The following is a 19,601-nucleotide window of genomic DNA, read 5'->3' as shown; positions in this document are numbered from 1 at the left end:
ATGCTGACGCTGGGATTCAGCGGCCTCGACCGCGGCACGGCGCTCAAGCGCGCGATACTCGGCGACGGGTGGCGGCGGGAACAACGGATCGTCCAGGGCCTGGACTCCGCGGCGGCCCTGGTCGACGAGACCGGGGTGATCGCCGCCGCCGCGCAGGAACGCTACGACGGCGACAAGGGCACCGGCCGCTTCCCCCACGACGCGATCGACGCCTGCCTGCGGGCGGCCGGGGCGACGATGCGCGACGTCGAGGTCGTCGCCCACGGCTTCCGGTACGAGCCGTCCCCCGTCTGGCGGCTCGACCACCTCGCCACCCGGTGGTACGAGGAGGTGTACGCCCAGCGCGTCCAGCGGGACACCTTCCGCGCCCACTACCCGCCCGCCGTCGCCGAACCCCGCTTCGTCCACGTGCGCCACCACGTGGCCCACGCCGCCAGCAGCTACTACCTCAGCGGCTTCGACGAGGCACTGGTGGTCGTGGCCGACGGCATGGGCGAGCAGGAGTCGCTGACCGTGTTCGAGGGCCGGGGCGCGTCGCTCGACCAGTGCGGCAGCTACCCGATCATGAGTTCGCTGGGCATCCTCTACAGCGTCTTCACGCACTACCTGGGCTTCCAGCCCGGCATGGACGAATACAAGGTGATGGGCCTGGCCCCGTACGGGGACCGGCAGCGCTACCGCGGCCCGCTCGACGAGTTCGTCCGGCTCGACGCCGACGGCCGGTTCGCCGTGCCGCTGCTGTCGGCCAACAAGTCCCCGATGGAACGCGAGACGCACCAGGGCGTGCTGCGCCGGCTTGAGGAGAAGCTCGGCCCGGCGCGCGAGCCCGACGCCGAGCTGGCGCAGCACCACATGGACGTGGCCGCCGCCCTCCAGGACGCGCTGGAACGGACGCTGCTGCACGTGCTCACCGAGTACCGCCGCCGCACCGGGTTGCGCCGGCTCTGCCTGGCCGGCGGCGTCGCGCTCAACTGCTCCGCCAACGGGGTGATCCTGCGCAGCGGCCTCTTCGACGAGGTGTTCGTGCAGCCGGCCGCCGGTGACGACGGCACCGCCCTGGGCGCGGCCCTGGCCGCGCTGCGCGAGGCGCGGCCGGCGGCGCCGGCCGGCATGGACATGCCGTACTGGGGGGACGACCTCGCCGCCGCCGACGTCGCGGCGGCGCTGCGAGACCTCGGCCCCGGCTTCGCCGTCGCGCGGCACGCCGAGGAGGACCTGGTCCGCGAGACCGTGGCGCTGATCGAGGGCGGTGCCACGGTGGCGCTGTGCCAGGGCCGGATGGAGTTCGGCCCGCGCGCCCTGGGCAACCGCAGCATCCTCGCCGACCCGCGCTCGCCGACGATGCGCGCCCACCTCAACACGGTGGTCAAGCAGCGCGAGGAGTTCCGCCCGTTCGCCCCGGCGGTGCCCGTGGAGGACGCCGCCACCTACTTCGACATCCCGCCGGGGACGCAGGCGGCGTTCCGGCACATGCTGATGGTCACCGGCGTGCGGGAGCCCTACCGGGACCGGCTGCCCGCCGTCACCCACGTCGACGGGTCCGCCCGGGTGCAGGTGGTGCAGCGCGAGTCCGCGCCGCTGTTCTGGGGGCTGCTGCGCGAGATGGGCCGCCGGACGGGGCTGCCGGTGCTGGTCAACACGTCGTTCAACCTGCGGGGCCAGCCGATCGTCCGCACCCCCGCCGAGGCGGTCGCCACGTTCGCCCGGTCCACCCTGGACGCGCTCGTCCTCGGCGACCACCTGGTCCGGCGCACCGGCACGGGTGCCGGCGCCGGTGCCGGTGCGGGTCACGACGCGGGGAGCGCCGCGTGAGCATCGACAACGAGCCGGCGACGGCCGACGCCGCGCCGTACGCCGAGATCGTGCACGCCGCCTTCGGGCAGGTGCTGCGGCGGGACCGGATCGACCCGTACGCCGACTTCTTCGACCTTGGCGGGCAGTCCCTCCAGGCCGTCGAGGTGGCCCTCGAACTGCGCCGGCGCACCGGCATCGCCGTCGACCTGGACCTGCTGTTCACCTGCCGGCGGCCCGTCGACGTGGCCGCGCACCTGGCCCGGCACGCGCCGTCGGCGCGCGAGACCTCGATGTCGCCCACCGAGGAGCGGCTGCTGTTCTCCGACCGGCTGCACCCGGGCTCGCCGCTGTACTGCGTCCCGGTGCGCTACCGGTTCGCCGGCGACGTCGACGCCGAGGCGCTGCGCGCCGCGCTGCAGGACCTGGTGGACCGGCACGAGGCGCTGCGCACCTGCTTCACGGCGGACGGCCGGCGGCTGGTCCGGTCGGCCGCCGCGCTGCCGTGGACGGTCGTGGACCTGTCCGGGGAGGAGCCTGCACGGGCCGCCGCCGAGGCCCGCCGGTACGTCGCGGAGGAGGCCCGCCGGCCGGTGCCCACCGACGTGCCGCCCCTGGCGCGGGCCTGCCTCGTCACCGAGCCCGGGGACCGCGCGGTCCTGCTGCTCACCCTGCACCACCTGATCGCCGACCAGCACTCGCTGGACCTGCTCGACCGCCAGCTCCAGCAGTCGTACGGCGACCGCGTCGGCCTGTCCCGGGACCTGCCGCCGCTGCGCCGCCGGGGCCTGGCCGGACGCCCCGACGCGGCGGCGGCGCGTGCCCACTGGCGGGGGCAGCTCGCCGGGCTGGGCGGCCGGATGGCGCTGCCGGCCGACCGGCCGCGCCCCGACGTGGTGGGCCCGGCCGGCGAGGTGGTGACCGCCCCGGTCGACGCCGCGCTGGTGGCCCGCCTCGCCGAACTCGCGGCGGCCTGCGCGGCGTCGGAGTTCATGGTGCTGCTCGCCGCGTACGCGGCGTTCCTCGCCCAGGTCGCCGCGCCCGGGGGCGCGGCGCATGCGCCGGAGGTCGTGGTCGGCGCGCCGCTGGGCGGGCGGACGGCCGACGACGAGGACACCGTCGGCATGTTCGTCAACGTCCTGCCGGTCCGGGTGCGCGTCGGGCCCGACACCACGTTCCGGCAGCTCGTCACGCAGGTGCGCGGGCAGGTCAGCGCGGCGCTGGCCTACCAGTGGACGCCGTTGCAGGAGCTGGTGGCCGACGCGACCGCCGCAGCCGGTGCCGCCGGGCACCCGCTGACCCAGGTCAGCATCTCGCACGTCGACGACCGCGCCTGGCACTGGGCCCCGGCCGGGGCCACCGCCGCCCGCGACGTGCTGTCGACCGGCACCGCCAAGTACGAGCTGCTGTGGACGGTCACCACCGGCGCGACGGCGGCGACGTCGGCGCTGGAGGCCGCCGCCGACCTGTTCACCCGGGGCCGGGCCGAGGAACTGCACGGCCGGCTGCTGGCCGACCTCGCCCGGCTCAGCGCGGCCCCGGACGCCCCCGTCGCGGCGACGCTGTCCATCCCGGAGGCCCCGCCCGCGCCGGTCGCGTCGGCCCCGTCGGCCGCGTCGGCCCCGTCCCGGCCCGTCGGCCGGGTCCCCGGCGGGTACACCCGCCAGCCCGCCGACCGGCCGGTGCACGAGCTGGTGGCGCAGCGGGCGCGCGCCTACCCGGAGGCGGTCGCCGTCCGGCACGGCGGAAAGAGCCTGCGCTACGGCGAGCTGGACGCCGCCGCCGCCGGGCTCGCGGGGCACCTGGTCGAGGCGGGTGTACGGCCGGGGGAGCGGGTCGCCGTGGCCGCCGAGCGGGGCGCGGACGCGGTCACCGCGTTCCTGGCCGTGCTGCGCGCCGGGGCGGCGTACGTGCCCGTCGACGTCGCCCAGCCGCCCGCCCGCAGCCGGACGATCCTGCGCGACAGCGGCGTGCGGCTCGCCCTGTGCCAGCCCGGCGCGCAGGAGCACGTGCCGGCCGGGGTGCCGACCGTCGACCTGGCCGCCGCGCTGGCCGGGGCCGCCGACCGGCCCGCCCCGCCGCCGGTGCCGGTGACCGTCCGGCATCCCGCCTACGTCATGTACACCTCCGGCTCCACCGGGACGCCGAAGGGCGTGGTGATCCCGCACGAGGCGATCCTGCGGCTGGTGCCGCGCTCCAACTTCCTGAGCCTGCACCCGGAGGACGTCGTCGCGCACCTGTCGAACACCGCCTTCGACGCGGCCACCCTGGAGGTCTGGGGCGCGCTGTGCGCGGGCGCGACGCTGGCGGTGGTGCCCCGCGACGTGGCCCTGTCGCCGCACCGGATGGGGCGGTTCCTCGCCGACACCGGCGTCAGCGTCATGTTCACCACGAACGCCCTGCTCAACGCCATCGTCGCGCACGTGCCCGACGCGTTCGCCGGGCTGCGGGTGCTGCTCATCGGCGGCGACCAGTACGCGCTGGAGCCCGTGCGGCGGATGCTGGCCGCCGGCGCGCCACAGCACCTCGTCAACGCGTACGGGCCGACGGAGAACACCACCTTCTCCGCCGCCCACGAGGTGACCGCCGCCGACCTGGACCGGGGTGTCCTGCCGATCGGCGGGGCCATCGACGGCACGTACCTGCGGGTCCTCGACGACCGGCTGGCCCCCGTCGCGCCCGGCGGCACCGGCGAGCTGTACGTCGGCGGCCAGGGACTGGCCGACGGCTACGTGGGCGACCCGGGGCGCACCGGCGCCGCGTTCGTCGCCGACCCGTTCGCCGCCGAGCCCGGGGCGCGGCTCTACCGCACCGGCGACCTGGTGCGGCTGCTGCCCGACGGCGGCGTCGTGTTCCTCGGCCGCCGCGACGACCAGGTCAAGGTCAGCGGGTTCCGGGTCGAGCTGGGCGAGGTGGAGCGGGTCCTCGGCGACTGCCCCGAGGTGGGCGAGGGCGCGGTGCTGGCGGTCGCCGACGCCGACGCCGTGGAGCTGGTCGCCGTGCTGACCGGCCCGGCCGACCCCGGCGAGGTGCGGGAGTTCCTGCGGGCCAACCTGCCGGCGTACATGGTGCCGGCGCGGTGCCACCGGGTGCGGCGGCTGCCGACGACCAACAACGGCAAGGTGGACCGGCCGGCGCTGCTGGCGGAACTGGGCCGCGCCGCTGCCCCCGCCCCGGACCCGGCCCCGACACCCGCCGAGGTGGCGTCGGTCGACCCGGTCGCCGCCGGCCTCGCCGACATCTGGCGGGACCTGCTCGGGGTCGCCGACGTCGCCGCCGACAGCCACTTCTTCGCCCTGGGTGGCACCTCCATCAAAGCCCTGCACCTGGTCGGCGCGGTGCACCGGCGGTTCGGCGTGGACCTGCGGATCGTCACCGTGTTCCGCCGGCCCGCCTTCGCCGACCTGGCCCGCGAAATCGCCGACCTGGCCCGCGAGACGACCGACCCGGCGGGGGAGACCACCGACCCGGCGGGGGAGGCCGCCGGCCCGGCCGGGGAGAGCACCGGCCTGGCCGGGACCGAGCGGAGGGGGCACGGCGATGGACCTGGGCGACCCTGACCTCTACCTCGACCCCGACCGGTTCGCCCGCTGGCGCGACCGCGCCGCCGCCGACGCCGTGCTGTGGAGCGATGCCGGCACGTCGCCGGGCGGCTTCTGGTCGGTGTTCTCGCTGGCCGCGTGCCGCGCGATCCTCGCGCCGAAGGCGCCGTTCACCTCCGAGTACGGGATGATGATCGGCTTCGACCGCGACCACCCGGACAAGGCGGGCGGCGGGATGCTCGTGGTCGCCGACGGCCCCCAGCACGGCCGGCTGCGCAGCGTGATCATGCCGTTCCTGTCCCGGGCGATGGCCGAGTCCCTCGACGACATCGTCCGGCAGGAGGTGCGCCGGCTCGTCGCCGACGCCGTCTCGGCCGGCGGCGTCGACGTCGCCGCCTCGCTCGGGCCGGTGATCCCGGCGAGCGTCGTCTGCCGGATCCTCGGCGTGCCGGCGGACGACCGCGACATGCTCATCGAGCTGACCAACCACGCGTTCGGCGGCGCGGACGACACCTTCGACCGGATGTCGCCGGAGGCGGCCCACTCGGAGATGATCCTCTACCTCGCCGACCTGGTGGCCGACCGGCGGCGCAGCCCGGGCGACGACCTGATCAGCGCGCTGGCCGCCGACAGCCGGTTCGACCTGCGCGAGGTGCTCCTCAACTGCGACAACGTCCTCGTCGGCGGCAACGAGACGACCCGCCACGCGATCGCCGGCTGCTTCCACGCGCTCGCCACGTCCCCGGGGACCCTCGCCGGCCTGCGGGCCGACCCGGGCCTCGTCGGGCCGGTCGTCGAGGAGGTCATCCGGTGGACGTCGCCCGCGATGCACGTGCTGCGGGTCGCCACCGACGACGTCGACCTGCCCGGCCAGCGGGTGTCGACCGGCGACGCGGTCGTGGCGTGGCTGCCGGCGGCCAACCGGGACCCCCGCCACTTCGACGCCCCCGACGAGTTCCGCCCCGGCCGCACCGCCAACCACCTGGGCTTCGGGTACGGCCCGCACCACTGCCTGGGCGCGGCGCTGGCCCGGCTGGAACTGCGGGCGCTGCTGCTCGCCCTGGCCGAGTTCGCGGGGGCGGTGGCCGTGCTCGGGGAGCCGGTGCCGCTGCGCTCCAACCTGGTCCACGGCTATCGCCACCTTCAGGTGCGGCTGGAACCCGTCGGCCGCCCCGCCAACCACCGAGAGGCGCTGAGTTGAGTGACCGCGTTCAGGGACGGCCGGTTTCGGCGGCTGTACATCGGCGACGCACTGTCGGGCTTCGGCGACACCGCGCTGCTGCTGGCCCTCGGCATCTGGGTCAAGGACCTCACCGGCAGCAACTCGGCCGCCGGCGTGGTCTTCCTGGCCATGGGCCTGCCGGTGCTGTTCGCCCCGCTGGCCGGGCGGCAGATCGACCGGGTACGCCGCAAGACACTGCTGATGGTCACCAACGGCATCGCCGGGCTGGTGGTGCTGGCGCTGCTCGGGGTGCGCAGCGCCGAGGACACCTGGATCATCTACGCCGTCGCCATCGTGCACGGCTGCGTCGCCACGGTGCTCACGGCGGGGCGCAACGCCCTGCTCAAGGACCTGCTGCCCGACCGTGACCTGCCGTCGGCCAACGCGGCGTTCGGCACGCTGTTCGGGTTCACCCGCATCCTCGCGCCGCTGGTCGGCTCCGGCATCTACGCCGCGTTCGGCGGCCACCTGCTGGCGCTGATCGACGCGCTGACCTTCCTCGCCGCCATCACCGCGCTCGCGTCCGTACGCGTCGCCGAGTCGCCGCCGGAACCCACCGGCGAACGGTTCGGCACGGAGCTGCTCGCCGGCCTGCGGCACATCCGGTCGGTCCCGCTGCTGTCCCAGGTCACCCTGGTCAGCGCCGTCGCGTTCGGGGCGGTGGGGTTCCTGGAGCCGATCATCTTCGTGGTGGTCGAGGACGGGCTGCACCGGCCGGCGGCGTTCTTCGGGGTGATCGTCAGCGTCCAGGGCATCGGCTCCATCGCCGCCGGGTTCACCGGCGCGTGGCTGCTGCGCCGCGCCGGCGAGGCCCGGGCCATCGGCGGGGCGCTGGTCGGCCTGGGGCTCGGCTGCGCGGCCCTGGCCGTCGGCGCGACCCCCGTCGTGCTGGGCGGGGCGATCGGGATCGGGCTCGCGGTCACCTGGTTCTCGATCGGCTGGAACACGCTGCTGCAGCGGCACACCCCCTCGCGGCTGCTGGGCCGGGTCTTCACCACGGCGGGCATGCTGGTGACGGTCCCGCAGACGGCGTGCATCGGGGTGGCCGCCGTCCTCATCGGCGTCGTGGACTACCGCGTCCTGCTGGCCGTCCTGTCGCTGGTGATCCTGCTGTCGGGGCTGCGGCTGCTGACCCGCCCGAGGCCGACGCCCGTGCCCGCCGAGGAGAAGACCGACCAGACCGAGCTGGAGGTGGCCCCGTGACCGCGGCCGAGACCCCGACCCTCCACCGGACGGTGCGGGTGCCCTTCGCGGGGCACCGCGCGGGCCGCTGGCCGCTGCCCCACGGGCAGAGCAACGTCTTCGACTGGATGCCGCACGAGGGCACCGGCGCGGTGTTCGTCGTCCACGCCGACCTGCCCGCCGGCCGCACCGTCGACGACGTGCTCGACGCGGCCGGCGCGCTGGTGTCCCGCCACGAGGGGCTGCGAACGGTCTACGAGGTGGGCCCCGGCGTCGAGCGGGCCCAGGTGGTGTCCCGGTCCGGCCACGTCGAGGTGACGCTGCTCGAACTCGGGCCGCAGGCGCGCGACCGCACCTGGATCACCGATCCGCCCCGCCCGTTCGACCACGGCGCCGACTTCCCCGTCCGGATGGCGGTCACCACCGACGCCGGGGTGCCGGTGCGGGCCGTCTTCGAGTTCTCCCACACCGTCGCGGACCTGGTGGGGGCGAACATCGTGCTGGACGAGTTCGTCGGACTCGTCGCCTCGCCCGCCGACCGCACGGCGGGCGGCCACGCTGACCAGCATCGAGCCGACCCGCCGGCCTGGCAGCCCGCCGACCAGGCCGAATACGAGCAGACCCCCGAGGCCCGCCGGCGGATGACGAGGACGCTTGACTACTGGCGCAGGCAGCTGGAGACCATGCCGCCCTGCCTCGTCTCCACCCCGGCCCGCCGGGAGGGGGAGCCGGAGCACCGGCTCGCGACGCTGCGCTCCACCCCCGTCGCCGCGGCCCTCGCCGAGATCGCCAAGCGGGCCAGGGTCACCCCGGCCAGCGTCCTCGTCACCACCACGGCGACGCTGCTGTGCTGGTGGACCGGCACCGACCGGGCGATGCTGGAGGCCCTCTACAGCAACCGGGCGCTGCCCCGCATGCAGAACTTCGTCGGCAGCATCGCGCAGAGCGCGCTGGTCCCGTTCGCGCCGGCCCCCTCGTTCCACGAGACCCTGCGGCAGACGCACCTCAACATCTTCAACGCCTACCAGTACGCCTACTTCGACGCGACCGCCGTGGAGGAGCTGGTCCAGTCGATCGGCTCCCAGCGGGGCTGCCAACGGCACCGCGACCTGGTGATCAACGACATGAGCACCTCCCGGGGCGGCGTCTTCGACGGGCGGGCCGGGGTGCCGGTGCGGGGCACCGAGGTGGAGAGCGGCCTGGAGACGCAGACCACCGGCCCGGTGCAGCTCGTCATCCTGCGTACCCGGCCCACCGTCGTGGTCGGCCTCACCCACGACGTACGGCACGTCACCACCGACGAGGCGGCGGAGCTGCTGTGGTCGATGGAGCGGATCCTGCTGACCGCCGCCGAGCGGGACATCGACTACAGCATGCTCGGCGACCTCGTCGGGCTCGACCGGGTCACGCGCGGCGACAACTGGGTGGAGATCGACTCCGCCTGGATCGACCTCGCCCTCAGCGAGCAGGTGCTCCGGGAGGCGACCGGCGACCCGTACGCCAGGATCGTGCTGCGGAACGGGCCCGTCGGCGCCCGGTCGCTCGTCGGGTACGCCGCCCCGGCCGACCCGCGCACGGGCCCGCGCGACGTGCACCGGGCGATCATGGCGACGCTCGGCGGCCGGCACGGCGCGACCGCCCCCGACTCGTACGTCCTCTGCGCCCACCCGCCCCGCCACCCCGAGGACCCGGCCGCCTGGCAGGCGCAGCCGTTCCGCGCGGCGGGCACGGGCAGGTAGGGGCAGCGCCCGTCGAACCTTTGCCGCCCCGCGTCCGTACCACTGTGCGGGAGGTCGACACCATGGCCGTACGCCGCACGTTCGCCGCCGCCGCCGCGGTCGCCGCCGCGACCGTGGCGCTCGCCGCGCCCCCGGCGTACGCCCACGGGGCCCCCACCGACCCGCTGAGCCGCGCCGCCGCGTGCCGGCCCGGCGGCCCCCACGCCGCGACCCCCGCCTGCCGGGCGGCCGTGTCGGCCGGCGCGGCGGTCCGCGAGTGGGACAACATCCGGGTGGCCCGCATCGACGGGCGGGACCGGCAGCGCATCCCCGACGGGGAGCTGTGCAGCGGCGGGCTGTCCGCCTACCAGGGGCTGGACCTGGCACGCTCCGACTGGCCGGCGACCGAGCTGACGGCGGGCGCGAAGTTCACCTTCCGCTACCGCACGACGATCCCGCACCGGGGCACGTTCCGGCTCTACTCGACCGTTGACGACTACGACCCGAAGCGGCGGCTGACCTGGGTGGACCTGGAGACCGAGCCGTTCCTCACGGCGACCGACCCGCCGATCCGCGACGGGGCGTACACGATGACGGGCCGGCTGCCGGCGGGCCGTGCCGGGCGGCACCTCATCTACACGATCTGGCAGAACTCCGACACCCAGGACACCTACTATTCCTGCTCCGACGTCATCTACCGCGAAGCTGCGGCCCCTCGCGGCGGCGCGGCGGCGGAGAAGCCGGCGACCACCGCCGCCGCATCGGCGGGGGAGACGGAGCCGGCGAACGCGCCCGAGGTGCTGGCCGCCGACGCGGGCACGCTGGGCGAGACCGTCGGGGGCGCGCCCGGGGTTCCGGTGTCGTCGGTGAGCCGGCTCGGCCCGGGCGGGTGGCCGGTCGCGGCGGGCGCGGCGGTCGCGCTGGTCGTGTTGCTGGCCGCCCTGGTCGTACGCCTGCGCCGGCCCGCCACCCCGCCACCCGGCCGCCCCTGCGGGGTACGCAACCACCGCGCGGGCCGCCGCCGGGTCTGGTGACGTTGCTTAACCGAGGCGGCTGTCGATCTCGGCCGGCTTCTCGACGGGGACCAGGACACCGCTGCCGGACCAGTTGATGTCCTCGCTGGCGAGGGCCTTGTCCGGCTCGCCGTCCTCGTCCAGGGTGGAGTAGCCGGCGTGGTAGCGGCCGAAGCCGTATCCACCGGCCGCCAGGGTGGCCAGCGCCCAGGGCAGCAGCCCGTCGCGCAGCTTGTCCGGCACCTGCTGGTCGACGGGCACCCGGACGACCCCGAGCAGGTCGTACCACTCGTCGGGCGTGCCCGCTTTGCGCACCCGGCAGAGCGAGAACGCGTGCCGCACCTCCGGCTCCAGACCAATCCACCTGACCTCGTTCAACATGCTGCCTCCTCGGTGACGGTCTTGGAGAGAGCATCGCCGATGATGGCGCTTATATCAAGAGCGTGGTGTGCGGTGAGTCTTTGTACTATGGTCGCCGATGTGCCTGCGACCGTGAACGGATGGGGTTGAGATGACGACGAACGCCGCAAGAACCCGCCGCAAGTCGACGCCGCCGCTCGCGTCGCCCACGGTGCAGGCGTGGGAGCTGGGGCTGCGCCTGCGGGAGCGCCGCGAAGAGGTGGGCATGACGGCGGTCGCGGCGGGCCGCGCCAGCGGCATCACGCAGGCGTACATCTCCGGGGTGGAGGCCGGGCGGGTCAAGCTGCCGGGCGACCGGCTGGCCCAGCTCGTCAAGATCTACGAGATCGACCCGTCCGACGCCGCCGAGCTGGAGGCGCTGCGGGTCGGTGCGATGCAGCGGGCCTGGTGGCACCAGTACTCGCAGCTCTTCCCGGCCGACTTCCTCCGCTTCCTCGGCTACGAGGCGGGCGCGGAGCACATCCGCACCTACGACAACGAGCTGCTCCACGGGCTGTTGCAGACCGAGGGGTACGCCCGTGCGGTCATCCGGGGCGGCAACACCTACGTCCGGCTGACCGAGATGGACCGGCGGGTCGCCGCCCGGATGGCGCGGCAGCGGCGGCTCGGCGACGACCACCCGATCCGCGTGACCACCGTGATCGCCGAGGGCGTGCTGCGGCAGCAGGTGGGCGGCCCGGCGGTGATGCGCGCCCAGCTCGACCACCTCGACCGGCTGCTCACCGAGCGCCCCGAACAGATCGAGATCCGGGTGATGCCCTTCACCGCCGGGGCGCATCCCGCGCTCGGTGGTCCCTTCCAGATCCTGTCGTTCCCCTCGCCCCGGCTGCCCGACCTCGTGTGGCAGGAGGTGCTCACCTCCAGCGACATCATCGACCAGTCCAGCCGGGTCGCGGACTATGTCGTGACGTTCGCCGAGGCGCGGGAGCGGGCGTTAGGCTCGGCGGAGTCGCTGGAGCTGATCCGGCGGATCGCGAAGGAGATGACGTGATGGCCGCTCTCCCCACCCCCGACCGTGGCTGGTTCAAGTCCTCCCGCAGCTCCAACAACGCGGCGTGTGTCGAGGTGCGGTTCGTCGGCGGCGCGGTCGACGTCCGCGACACCAAGGACCGCACCGGCCCGACGCTCGCCTTCGACAGCCGCTCCTGGGCGAGCTTTGTCGCCGGGTTCAAGGCTGGCGCGGCGAGCTGACGAGTTCTCTCCCGCCTGCGCCCAGAGCCGCCATCCCTCCGGCGCTGGCGGCCACGAGGGATCGAGCGGCGAACCGGGGGTGAATCTTGGAAGAATTCGGCCCCCAGAGGGGCCCTTTGCTTCCAAGATCTCCCATTTCCGACCGCACCCCACCCTCTCGGGTGGTGACGCTCAGCCGAGGTGGCCGTCGATCTCGGCCAGCTCCTCGGCGGTGAAGTCCAGGTTGTCCAGGGCGGCGACGTTCGCCTCCAGTTGGGCGACGCTGCTCGCGCCGATGATCAGGCTGGTCATGCGCGGGTCGCGCAGCGCCCAGGCGAGCGCGAGCTGGGCCAGGGACTGCCCGCGCCGCGCCGCCACCTCGCCGAGCGCCCGGATGGTGGCCATCTTCTGCTCGTCGAGGTCGCTCTCGTTGAGGAAGACGCTGGTGCGTACCCGGGAGTCCTCGGGGATGCCGCTCAGGTAACGGTCGGTGAGCAGCCCCTGGGCGAGCGGGCTGAACGCGATGCAGCCGGCACCCACCCGCTCCAGCGTGTCCAGCAGGCCGTCGCGCTCGGTCCAGCGGTCGAGCATCGAGTACGACGGCTGGTTGATCAGCAGCGGCGTGCCGAGGTCCCGCAGGATCGCGGCGGCCCGCTCGGTCTTCTCCGAGTCGTAGTTGGAGATGCCGACATAGAGGGCCTTGCCGGAGCGGACGATCGCGTCGAGCGCGCCCATCGTCTCCTCCAGCGGGGTGTCCGGGTCGAACCGGTGCGAGTAGAAGATGTCGACGTAGTCCAGCCCCATCCGGCGCAGCGACTGGTCCAGCGAGGCGATCAGGTACTTGCGTGAGCCCCACTCGCCGTACGGGCCGGGCCACATGTCGTATCCGGCCTTGCTGGAGATCACCAGCTCGTCCCGGTAGGGCTTCAGGTCCGTGGCGAGCATCCGGCCGAAGTTCTCCTCCGCCGATCCGGGCGGGGGGCCGTAGTTGTTCGCCAGGTCGAAGTGGGTGATGCCGAGGTCGAAGGCGCGCCGGACGATGTCCCGCTGCCGCTCGTACGGCCGATCCGGCCCGAAGTTGTGCCACAGCCCGAGCGATACGGCCGGCAGCCGCAGCCCGCTGCGCCCGCTGCGCCGGTAGGTCATCGTCTGGTAGCGCTCGTCCGAGGCAAGGTAGGTCACGGTTTTGACCCTATCGCCGGGCCGGTGGCCGGGACAGCGGCAGCTCGTCGGCGCTGCCCCGGCCATCGTGCGGCCGTCAGACGGCGATGCAGCTCAGGGTGGGTGCGGTGGCGGGGCCCGTGCCGATCATCCCGAAGGCGGTGCTGGCCCCCGGGGCGATCCGGCCGTTCCAGTCGGTGTTGCCGATGGTGACCACGCCGTCGATGGTCGACGAGATCGTGGCGTTCCAGATGTCGCGTACGCCCTGGCCCTCGGGGAGCGTCAGGCGCACCGCCCAGCGGGCCATCGGCGAGGTGCCGGTGTTGCGCACCGTCACCTCGGCGTGGAAGGCCCCCGGCCAGTCGCTGACCAGCCGCCACGTCGCCGAGCAGCGGAGCGCGGTCGTCGGCGTGGGGGTGGGGGTCGGGTAGTCGGTCGGGTACGGCGGGCCCGTGGTCGGCGTCGGCGTCGGGTTCATCGGCGTCGTGCTCGGCGTCGGGGGAGCCGGCGTCCAGGCCGGCACCACTGCGGGCGGGGCGGCGGCACCGGCTGCTCCCGCCGCCTCGGCGGCGGTGGCCGCCGAGGCGAGGCTCGGGGCGACGGGCGCGAGCAGCAGCGCGCCGGCCAGCACCAGCAGGCCGGGACGGAATCTGGGACGCGGACGGTTCATGGCGGCCTCCGGGACGAGAGCGGCGATTGGTGTTGCTGGGAGCGCTCCAACCATCGATGTGCGCCTATCAAATTGTCAATCGGTGATCCGTCTCGTCGCGCCGGTCCCGCCGTTCACGGCGGTTAGGAAGGGGCCCTTCCTCTACAGAATGCGTTAACAGGGGGCCCTTCCTTGCAACGTGGGCGCGCTAGCGTGGGTCGGGTGACTGAGCCCAACCAGGTTCTCCCGGTCCCGCCCGCCGACCTGCCCGCCACCCTCGGCGCGCTGCGGGCCGCCGGGCACCACTACCGCACGGTCAAGCAGGAACTCCGCGACAACCTCCTCGCCCGGCTGCGCGCCGGCGGGGACCGCTTCCCCGGCATCGTCGGCTACGACGACACGGTGCTGCCCGAGGTCGAGCGGGCGCTGCTCGCCGGCCATGACATGGTGCTGCTCGGCGAGCGCGGCCAGGGCAAGACCCGGCTGATCCGCTCCCTGGTGGCGCTGCTCGACGAGTGGACCCCGGTCATCGCCGGCTCGGTGCTCAACGAGCACCCGATGCACCCGCTCACCCCCGCGTCCCGCGCCCTGGCCGCCGAGGCCGGCGACGACCTGCCGATCGCCTGGCTGCACCGCAGCATGCGGTACGGCGAAAAGCTGGCCACCCCCGACACCAGCGTCGGCGACCTGATCGGCGACGTCGACCCGATCCGGATCGCCCAGGGGCGCACCCTCGGCGACCCGGAGACCATCCACTTCGGGCTGGTGCCGCGCACCAACCGGGGCATCTTCGCCGTCAACGAGCTGCCCGACCTCGCCGAGCGCATCCAGGTGGCGCTGCTCAACGTGCTGGAGGAGCGCGACATCCAGGTGCGCGGCTACCAGCTGCGGCTGCCGCTGGACCTGCTCCTGGTGGCCAGCGCCAACCCGGAGGACTACACCAACCGGGGCCGGATCATCACCCCGCTCAAGGACCGCTTCGGCGCGGAGATCCACACCCACTACCCGCTCGGCCTGGAGCTGGAGCTGGCCCTGATCCGGCAGGAGGCCGACCTGGTCGCCGACGTGCCGGAGCACGTGCTGGAGGTGCTGGCCCGGTTCGCCCGCGCGGTGCGCGACTCCCCGTCGGTCGACCAGCGCTCCGGCGTCTCGGCCCGGTTCGCGATCGCCGCCGCCGAGACCGTCGCCGCCGCCGCGCTGCGCCGTTCCGGCCTGCTCGCGGCCGGTGCCACCACCGACGGGGTACGCGAGGAGGCGCCCGTCGCCCGGGTCGGCGACGCGGTGTCGGTGACCTCCACGCTGCGCGGCAAGGTCGAGTTCGAGAGTGGCGAGGACGGGCGGGAGGTCGAGATCCTCGCCCACCTGCTGCGTACCGCGACCGCCGACACGTTCCGGGCCCGGCTCGCCGGGCTGGACCTGTCCGGCTTCACCGCGCTGGTGGACGACGGCCGGGTCGTGGAGACCGGCGAACTGGTCGCCTCGGCCGATCTGCTGCGCCAGGTCGGCACCGTGCCGGGGTTGGCCAAGGCCCTCGACCGGCTCGGGCTGGGCGACGCGCCGACGCCCGAGCAGGCGGCGGCCGGCGTCGAGTTCGTGCTGGAGGGGCTGCACCTGACGCGCCGGCTGGGCAAGGACGTCACCGACTCCGGGCGCACCGTCTACGGCGGCCGGGGCTGAGGTGGCCGGCAACCGGTTCCGGTACGGCCAGTGGCGCGGCGGCCCCGACCCGCTCGCCCCGCCGTACGACGTGCGGGCCGCCGTCGACTCGGTCGGCGCGGAGGTGCTGGCCGGCGGCAACCTCCGCGAGGCGCTGCGCGACCTGCTGCGGCGCGGCCCGCAGGGGCGCGGCGGCCTCGACGACCTCGCCGCCCGGGCCCGGCGGCTGCGCCGCGAGGCGCTGCGCCGGGGCGACCTCGACGGGGCGGTGACCCGCGCCCGGGCGCTGCTCGACCAGGCCCTCGCCGCCGAGCGGGACGAGCTGCGCGGGCGCGACGACGAGGCGGCCCGCTTCGCCGAGGCGGTGCTGGACAACCTGCCCCGGTCCACCGCCCGCGCCGTGCGGGAGCTGGCGGGCTACGAGTGGGCCAGCGAGGAGGCCCGGCAGACGTACCGGCGGATTCTCGACGGGCTGCGCGGCGACGTGCTGGAGCAGCGCTTCGCCGGCCTGCGCGACGCGGCGCGGGCCGCCGGCGACCCGCAGGTCCAGCGGCAGCTCGCGGAGATGATGCGCGACCTCAACGAGCTGCTGGCCCGGCACGCCCGGTCGGAGGACACCACCGACGCGTTCGCCGAGTTCATGCGCCGCCACGGCGAGTTCTTCCCGGAGCAGCCGAGGGACGTCGACGAGCTGGTTGACGTGCTGGCCCGGCGGGCGGCGGCCGGGGAACGGCTGATGCGGTCGCTGTCGGACCGGCAGCGCGAGGAGCTGGCCGGGCTGATGCGCGAGTCCCTCGGCGAGCGGCTGGCCGGCGAGCTGGCCGCGCTCGACGCGAACCTGCGGGCGTTGCGCCCCGACCTGCACCGGGGCGGGGGCGAGCGGGTCCGCGGCGAGCAGCCGCTCGGCTACGGCGAGGCGACCGGGGCGCTCGCCGAGATCGCCGAGCTGGACGAGCTGCTCGACGCCCTGGACCAGGAGCATCCCGGCGCGACTCTGGACGACGTGGACGTCGAGGCGGTGGCCCGGACGCTGGGCCGCGACGCGGCCGACGACGTGCGCCGGCTGCGGGAGCTGGAGCGGGAGCTGCGCCGGCAGGGCTGGGTGACCCGGGACGCCGACGGGCTGACGCTCAGCCCGAAGGCGCTGCGCCGGCTCGCCGGGACCGCGCTGCGCCAGGTCTTCGCCGACCTGACGGCCGGGCCGCGCGGCCAGCACGACCTGCGTACGGCGGGCGCGGCCGGCGAGGTCAGCGGGGCGTCGCGGCAGTGGGAGTACGGCGACGAGCAGCCGATCGACGTGGTGCGCACCCTGCACCGGGCGGTCCGTCGGGCGGGGCCGTCGGTGCCGGTCCAGCTCGCCGCCGAGGACTTCGAGGTGGCGGAGACGGAGCGCCGGGCGTCGGCGGCGGTGGCGCTGTGCGTGGACCTGTCGTACTCGATGATCTCGCAGGGGCGGTGGGGGCCGATGAAGCAGACGGCCCTGGCCCTGTCCCACCTGATGGCGACCCGTTTCCCGCAGGACGCGCTGCAGATCATCGGGTTCGGCCGGCAGGCCGCGCCGCTGACCCAGGCGGAGCTGGCGGCCGTCGAGCCGGACATGCAGCAGGGCACCAACCTCCAGCACGCGTTACGCCTGGCGGGTCGGCACCTGCGCCGGCACCCGGGTGCGGAGCCGGTGGTCCTCGTGGTCACCGACGGCGAGCCCACCGCCCACCTCGACCCCGACGACGGCCAGGCGTACTTCCACTGGCCGCCACTGGAGGAGACGATCGCGGCGACGATCCGGGAGGTGGACCGGCTGACCCGGGCCGGCGCGATGCTCAACCTGTTCATGCTCGGCGAGGATCCCGGCCTGCGCCGCTTCGTCGACGCGGTGGCCCGCCGGTCCCGGGGCCGGATGTTCACCCCTGACCTCGGCGACCTCGGCGAGTACGTGGTCAGCGACTACCTGCGTGCCCGCCGGGGCCGCCGCTGAGCGCCCGCCGGCCCGGCTGCGCCGGTGACCCGGTCCCGTCCGGGTGACCCCGGTGCGGTAGCGCTGCCCGGCCGGGCCGGCACCGGGGTTGACTGACATCGTGGACAGCGAGGCTCTGCGGCGGGCGTACGACGAGGTGCTCGCCGAGGTGGCGGCCGGCGGGTTCGAGCCGCCCGGCGACGGGGAGCTGAGCGCCGAGCAGATCGTGGCGCACCTGGTGGCCAACGACGAGCTGATGAGCGAGGCGACCGAGGCGGTGCTCGCCGGCTCCCCGTTCGCGTACTACGACCTGGACGCCATCCACCGCCCGCAACTCGACGCCCTCGTCGCCGAGTACGCCGACCCGGGTGCGGGCGGTGGATGGCCGGCGGCGGGCGGGTCGGCGGCGCTGGGCGGGTCGGCGGCGGCGGGCGGGTCGGCTGCGCTGAGTGGGTCGGCTGCGCTGGGCGGGCTGGCCGACCGGCTGCGGGAGACCAGCCGGCGGCTCTGCGCGTTGGTCGACCGGCTGGGCCCGGCGGCGCAGACGCCGGTCGAGACCAGGCTGCACGAGGACGTCGACCTGCGGGTCGACGAGACCCTGCCCTGGGCCCGCACCCTCGACCTGCACGCCCGGGTCCACCTGCCGAAGCACCTCGCCCAGCTCCGGGCCCTGCGCCCGCAGTTCCACGCCCACCGCGCCTGACCCGGCGACGGCAACGGCAACGGCGACGACGGCGGCGGCCCGGCAGCTCTGGCAGGCGCGGCTGGGCCGGGAGCCGCGCCCGAGCACCGAGCCGAATCGCCTTCGGCACGCGCCACCCCCACCAACCGGCAGGTGACACGCTGCAACCGCAGCCGCCGGGGCCACACACCCGCGCGCCCCCTTTGCTCTGCACCCGCATACGCAACGCTTACGCTGCGCAATCCGCCTCGCCCCCGCCCGAAGGCTCGCGCCTTGGGTATCTGGCCAGTTCAACGGCGCTGCTGCGTGGGTGGGTGCAGAGCAAAGGGAAGGGGATCGGTGGGGCGAGGTGGGAGAAGGGTGACGCAGCGTCAGCTCGGCCGGTCGGGCGTACGCGGCGGTCAAGGAATTACGCCGTGTCACCGAGCTGGGTCAGGCGCGGGTCCGGAAGGCCCTGCGGTATGCCGACGGGGAGACGCCGACCCGCCCGTGCAGGCGTTGGCGCAGTGCGGTGGCGGTGCCGAAGCCGGACCGGTGGGCCACCTGCTCGACGCTGAGGTCCGTCGTCTCCAGCAGCAGCCGGGCGTGATCGGTGCGCTGCTGCAGCAGCCACTGGGCCGGGCTGAGCCCGGTCTCCGAGCGGAAGTGCCGGGTGAAGGTGCGCACGCTCATCCGGGCGTGCGCGGCCAGGTCGCGCAGGGCCACCGGCTCGTGCAGCCGCTGCCGGGCCCACTCGCGGGTGGCGGCGGTGCCGTTGGCCGGGTCGCGGGGCACCGGGCGCTCGATGTACTGGGCCTGCCCGCCGTCTCGCCACGGCGGCACCACGCAGCGCCGGGCCGCCCGGTTCGCCACGTCGCTGCCGTGGTCGGTGCGCACGACGTGCAGGCAGAGGTCGATGCCGGCGGCGACCCCGGCGGAGGTGAGCACGTCGCCGGAGTCGATGAAGAGCACCTCCGGGTCCAGCTCGATCGTGGGGTGCAGCCGGCGGAACAGCCCCGCGTACGCCCAGTGGGTGGTGGCCCGCCGGCCGTCGAGCAGGCCGGCGGCGGCGAGCACGAACGCGCCCGTGCAGATCGACATGACCCGGGCACCCCGGGCGTGGGCGTCGCGCAGCGCCGCCGCCACGGCCGGGTCCACCGTGCCGTCGGTCATCGGCCCGCCGCCGTGCACCCCGGGCACGACCACCGTGTCGGCGGCGGCGACCAGCTCCAGCCCGTGGTCGGGCAGCACCTGGAAGCCGGCGGTGCTGCGGACCGGCTGGCCGCCTGCCGTGCAGGTGCCTACCGCGTAGAAGCGGTCGCCGTCGGGGGTGCGGGCCGCGCCGAGCACCTGGGCCGGGGTGCCGAGGTCGAGGCCGACCACCCCGTCCACGGCGAGCACCGCGACCCGGTGCGGGGCGAACGTCATGGCCCGATTATTGCGCACCATGGCAGTCCGGCCA

Annotated in this window: 15 protein-coding genes; 11 read left to right on the top strand and 4 right to left on the bottom strand. The window is 75.0% G+C overall.

Annotated elements, in window-relative coordinates; translation table 11 throughout:
* The 6 genes from ACVMYR_RS08695 (at window position 1) to ACVMYR_RS08670 (ending at window position 10,489) form a co-directional block, all read left to right on the top strand.
* Window positions 1-1,812 (top strand): carbamoyltransferase family protein, encoded by a 1,812-nt coding sequence (locus ACVMYR_RS08695; protein WP_457121513.1) that lies wholly within the window; start codon window positions 1-3, stop codon window positions 1,810-1,812.
* The gene (locus ACVMYR_RS08690; RefSeq protein ID WP_457121512.1) at window positions 1,809-5,351 is read left to right on the top strand and encodes a non-ribosomal peptide synthetase; all 3,543 of its coding nucleotides are present in this window, start codon (window positions 1,809-1,811) and stop codon (window positions 5,349-5,351) included. The genes ACVMYR_RS08695 and ACVMYR_RS08690 overlap by 4 nt, the downstream gene beginning before the upstream one ends.
* Complete coding sequence (locus tag ACVMYR_RS08685) at window positions 5,332-6,534, top strand: cytochrome P450 (RefSeq protein ID WP_457121511.1); 1,203 nt, start codon at window positions 5,332-5,334, stop codon at window positions 6,532-6,534. Before ACVMYR_RS08690 ends, ACVMYR_RS08685 begins: the two co-directional genes overlap by 20 nt.
* Window positions 6,535-7,758, top strand: a complete 1,224-nt coding sequence (locus tag ACVMYR_RS08680; RefSeq protein WP_431892446.1) for an MFS transporter — start codon at window positions 6,535-6,537, stop codon at window positions 7,756-7,758. It abuts the gene before it with no gap.
* Window positions 7,755-9,476, top strand: a complete 1,722-nt coding sequence (locus ACVMYR_RS08675) for a condensation domain-containing protein (protein ID WP_457121510.1) — start codon at window positions 7,755-7,757, stop codon at window positions 9,474-9,476. The genes ACVMYR_RS08680 and ACVMYR_RS08675 overlap by 4 nt, the downstream gene beginning before the upstream one ends.
* 62 nt (window positions 9,477-9,538) lie before the next feature.
* On the top strand, window positions 9,539-10,489 hold the full coding sequence (locus ACVMYR_RS08670; protein WP_457121509.1) for a lytic polysaccharide monooxygenase auxiliary activity family 9 protein: 951 nt from the start codon (window positions 9,539-9,541) through the stop codon (window positions 10,487-10,489).
* A 6-nt stretch (window positions 10,490-10,495) separates the two neighbouring features.
* Here the strand turns inward: ACVMYR_RS08670 and ACVMYR_RS08665 are convergent, their stop codons facing one another.
* A complete protein-coding gene (locus ACVMYR_RS08665) occupies window positions 10,496-10,849 on the bottom strand; it encodes a hypothetical protein (protein WP_396789389.1) in 354 nt (117 codons plus the stop codon).
* Between the two features lie 130 nt (window positions 10,850-10,979).
* Between ACVMYR_RS08665 and ACVMYR_RS08660 the strand changes: the two genes are divergently transcribed.
* Both ACVMYR_RS08660 and ACVMYR_RS08655 read left to right on the top strand, forming a co-directional pair.
* A complete protein-coding gene (locus tag ACVMYR_RS08660) occupies window positions 10,980-11,879 on the top strand; it encodes a helix-turn-helix domain-containing protein (RefSeq protein WP_457121508.1) in 900 nt (299 codons plus the stop codon).
* Window positions 11,879-12,079 (top strand): DUF397 domain-containing protein, encoded by a 201-nt coding sequence (locus ACVMYR_RS08655; protein WP_077936422.1) that lies wholly within the window; start codon window positions 11,879-11,881, stop codon window positions 12,077-12,079. Before ACVMYR_RS08660 ends, ACVMYR_RS08655 begins: the two co-directional genes overlap by 1 nt.
* Before the next feature lie 171 nt (window positions 12,080-12,250).
* On the opposite strand, the gene mgrA is transcribed toward ACVMYR_RS08655, so the two are convergent.
* Both mgrA and ACVMYR_RS08645 read right to left on the bottom strand, forming a co-directional pair.
* A complete protein-coding gene (gene mgrA, locus ACVMYR_RS08650) occupies window positions 12,251-13,240 on the bottom strand; it encodes an L-glyceraldehyde 3-phosphate reductase (RefSeq protein WP_077936423.1) in 990 nt (329 codons plus the stop codon).
* A gap of 76 nt (window positions 13,241-13,316) precedes the next feature.
* A complete protein-coding gene (locus tag ACVMYR_RS08645; RefSeq protein ID WP_158229383.1) occupies window positions 13,317-13,889 on the bottom strand; it encodes a cellulose binding domain-containing protein in 573 nt (190 codons plus the stop codon).
* Between the two features lie 192 nt (window positions 13,890-14,081).
* Here ACVMYR_RS08645 and ACVMYR_RS08640 point away from each other — a divergent pair, with 192 nt between their 5' ends.
* The 3 genes from ACVMYR_RS08640 (at window position 14,082) to ACVMYR_RS08630 (ending at window position 18,181) form a co-directional block, all read left to right on the top strand.
* Window positions 14,082-15,545, top strand: coding sequence for a magnesium chelatase (locus ACVMYR_RS08640; protein ID WP_431892456.1), 1,464 nt, complete (start codon window positions 14,082-14,084; stop codon window positions 15,543-15,545).
* Window position 15,546: 1 nt separating this feature from the next.
* Window positions 15,547-17,499, top strand: coding sequence for a VWA domain-containing protein (locus tag ACVMYR_RS08635; RefSeq protein WP_457121507.1), 1,953 nt, complete (start codon window positions 15,547-15,549; stop codon window positions 17,497-17,499).
* A 100-nt stretch (window positions 17,500-17,599) separates the two neighbouring features.
* A complete protein-coding gene (locus ACVMYR_RS08630) occupies window positions 17,600-18,181 on the top strand; it encodes a hypothetical protein (protein ID WP_396789384.1) in 582 nt (193 codons plus the stop codon).
* A gap of 411 nt (window positions 18,182-18,592) precedes the next feature.
* On the opposite strand, the gene ACVMYR_RS08625 is transcribed toward ACVMYR_RS08630, so the two are convergent.
* A complete protein-coding gene (locus ACVMYR_RS08625; protein WP_256091644.1) occupies window positions 18,593-19,567 on the bottom strand; it encodes a GlxA family transcriptional regulator in 975 nt (324 codons plus the stop codon).
* Between the last annotated feature and the right edge of the window lie 34 nt (window positions 19,568-19,601).

It is taken from the genome of Micromonospora sp. PTRAS2 (assembly GCF_054052245.1).
Note: the sequence above shows the minus strand (reverse complement) of the source record. Positions and strands in the feature narration are given on the sequence as shown.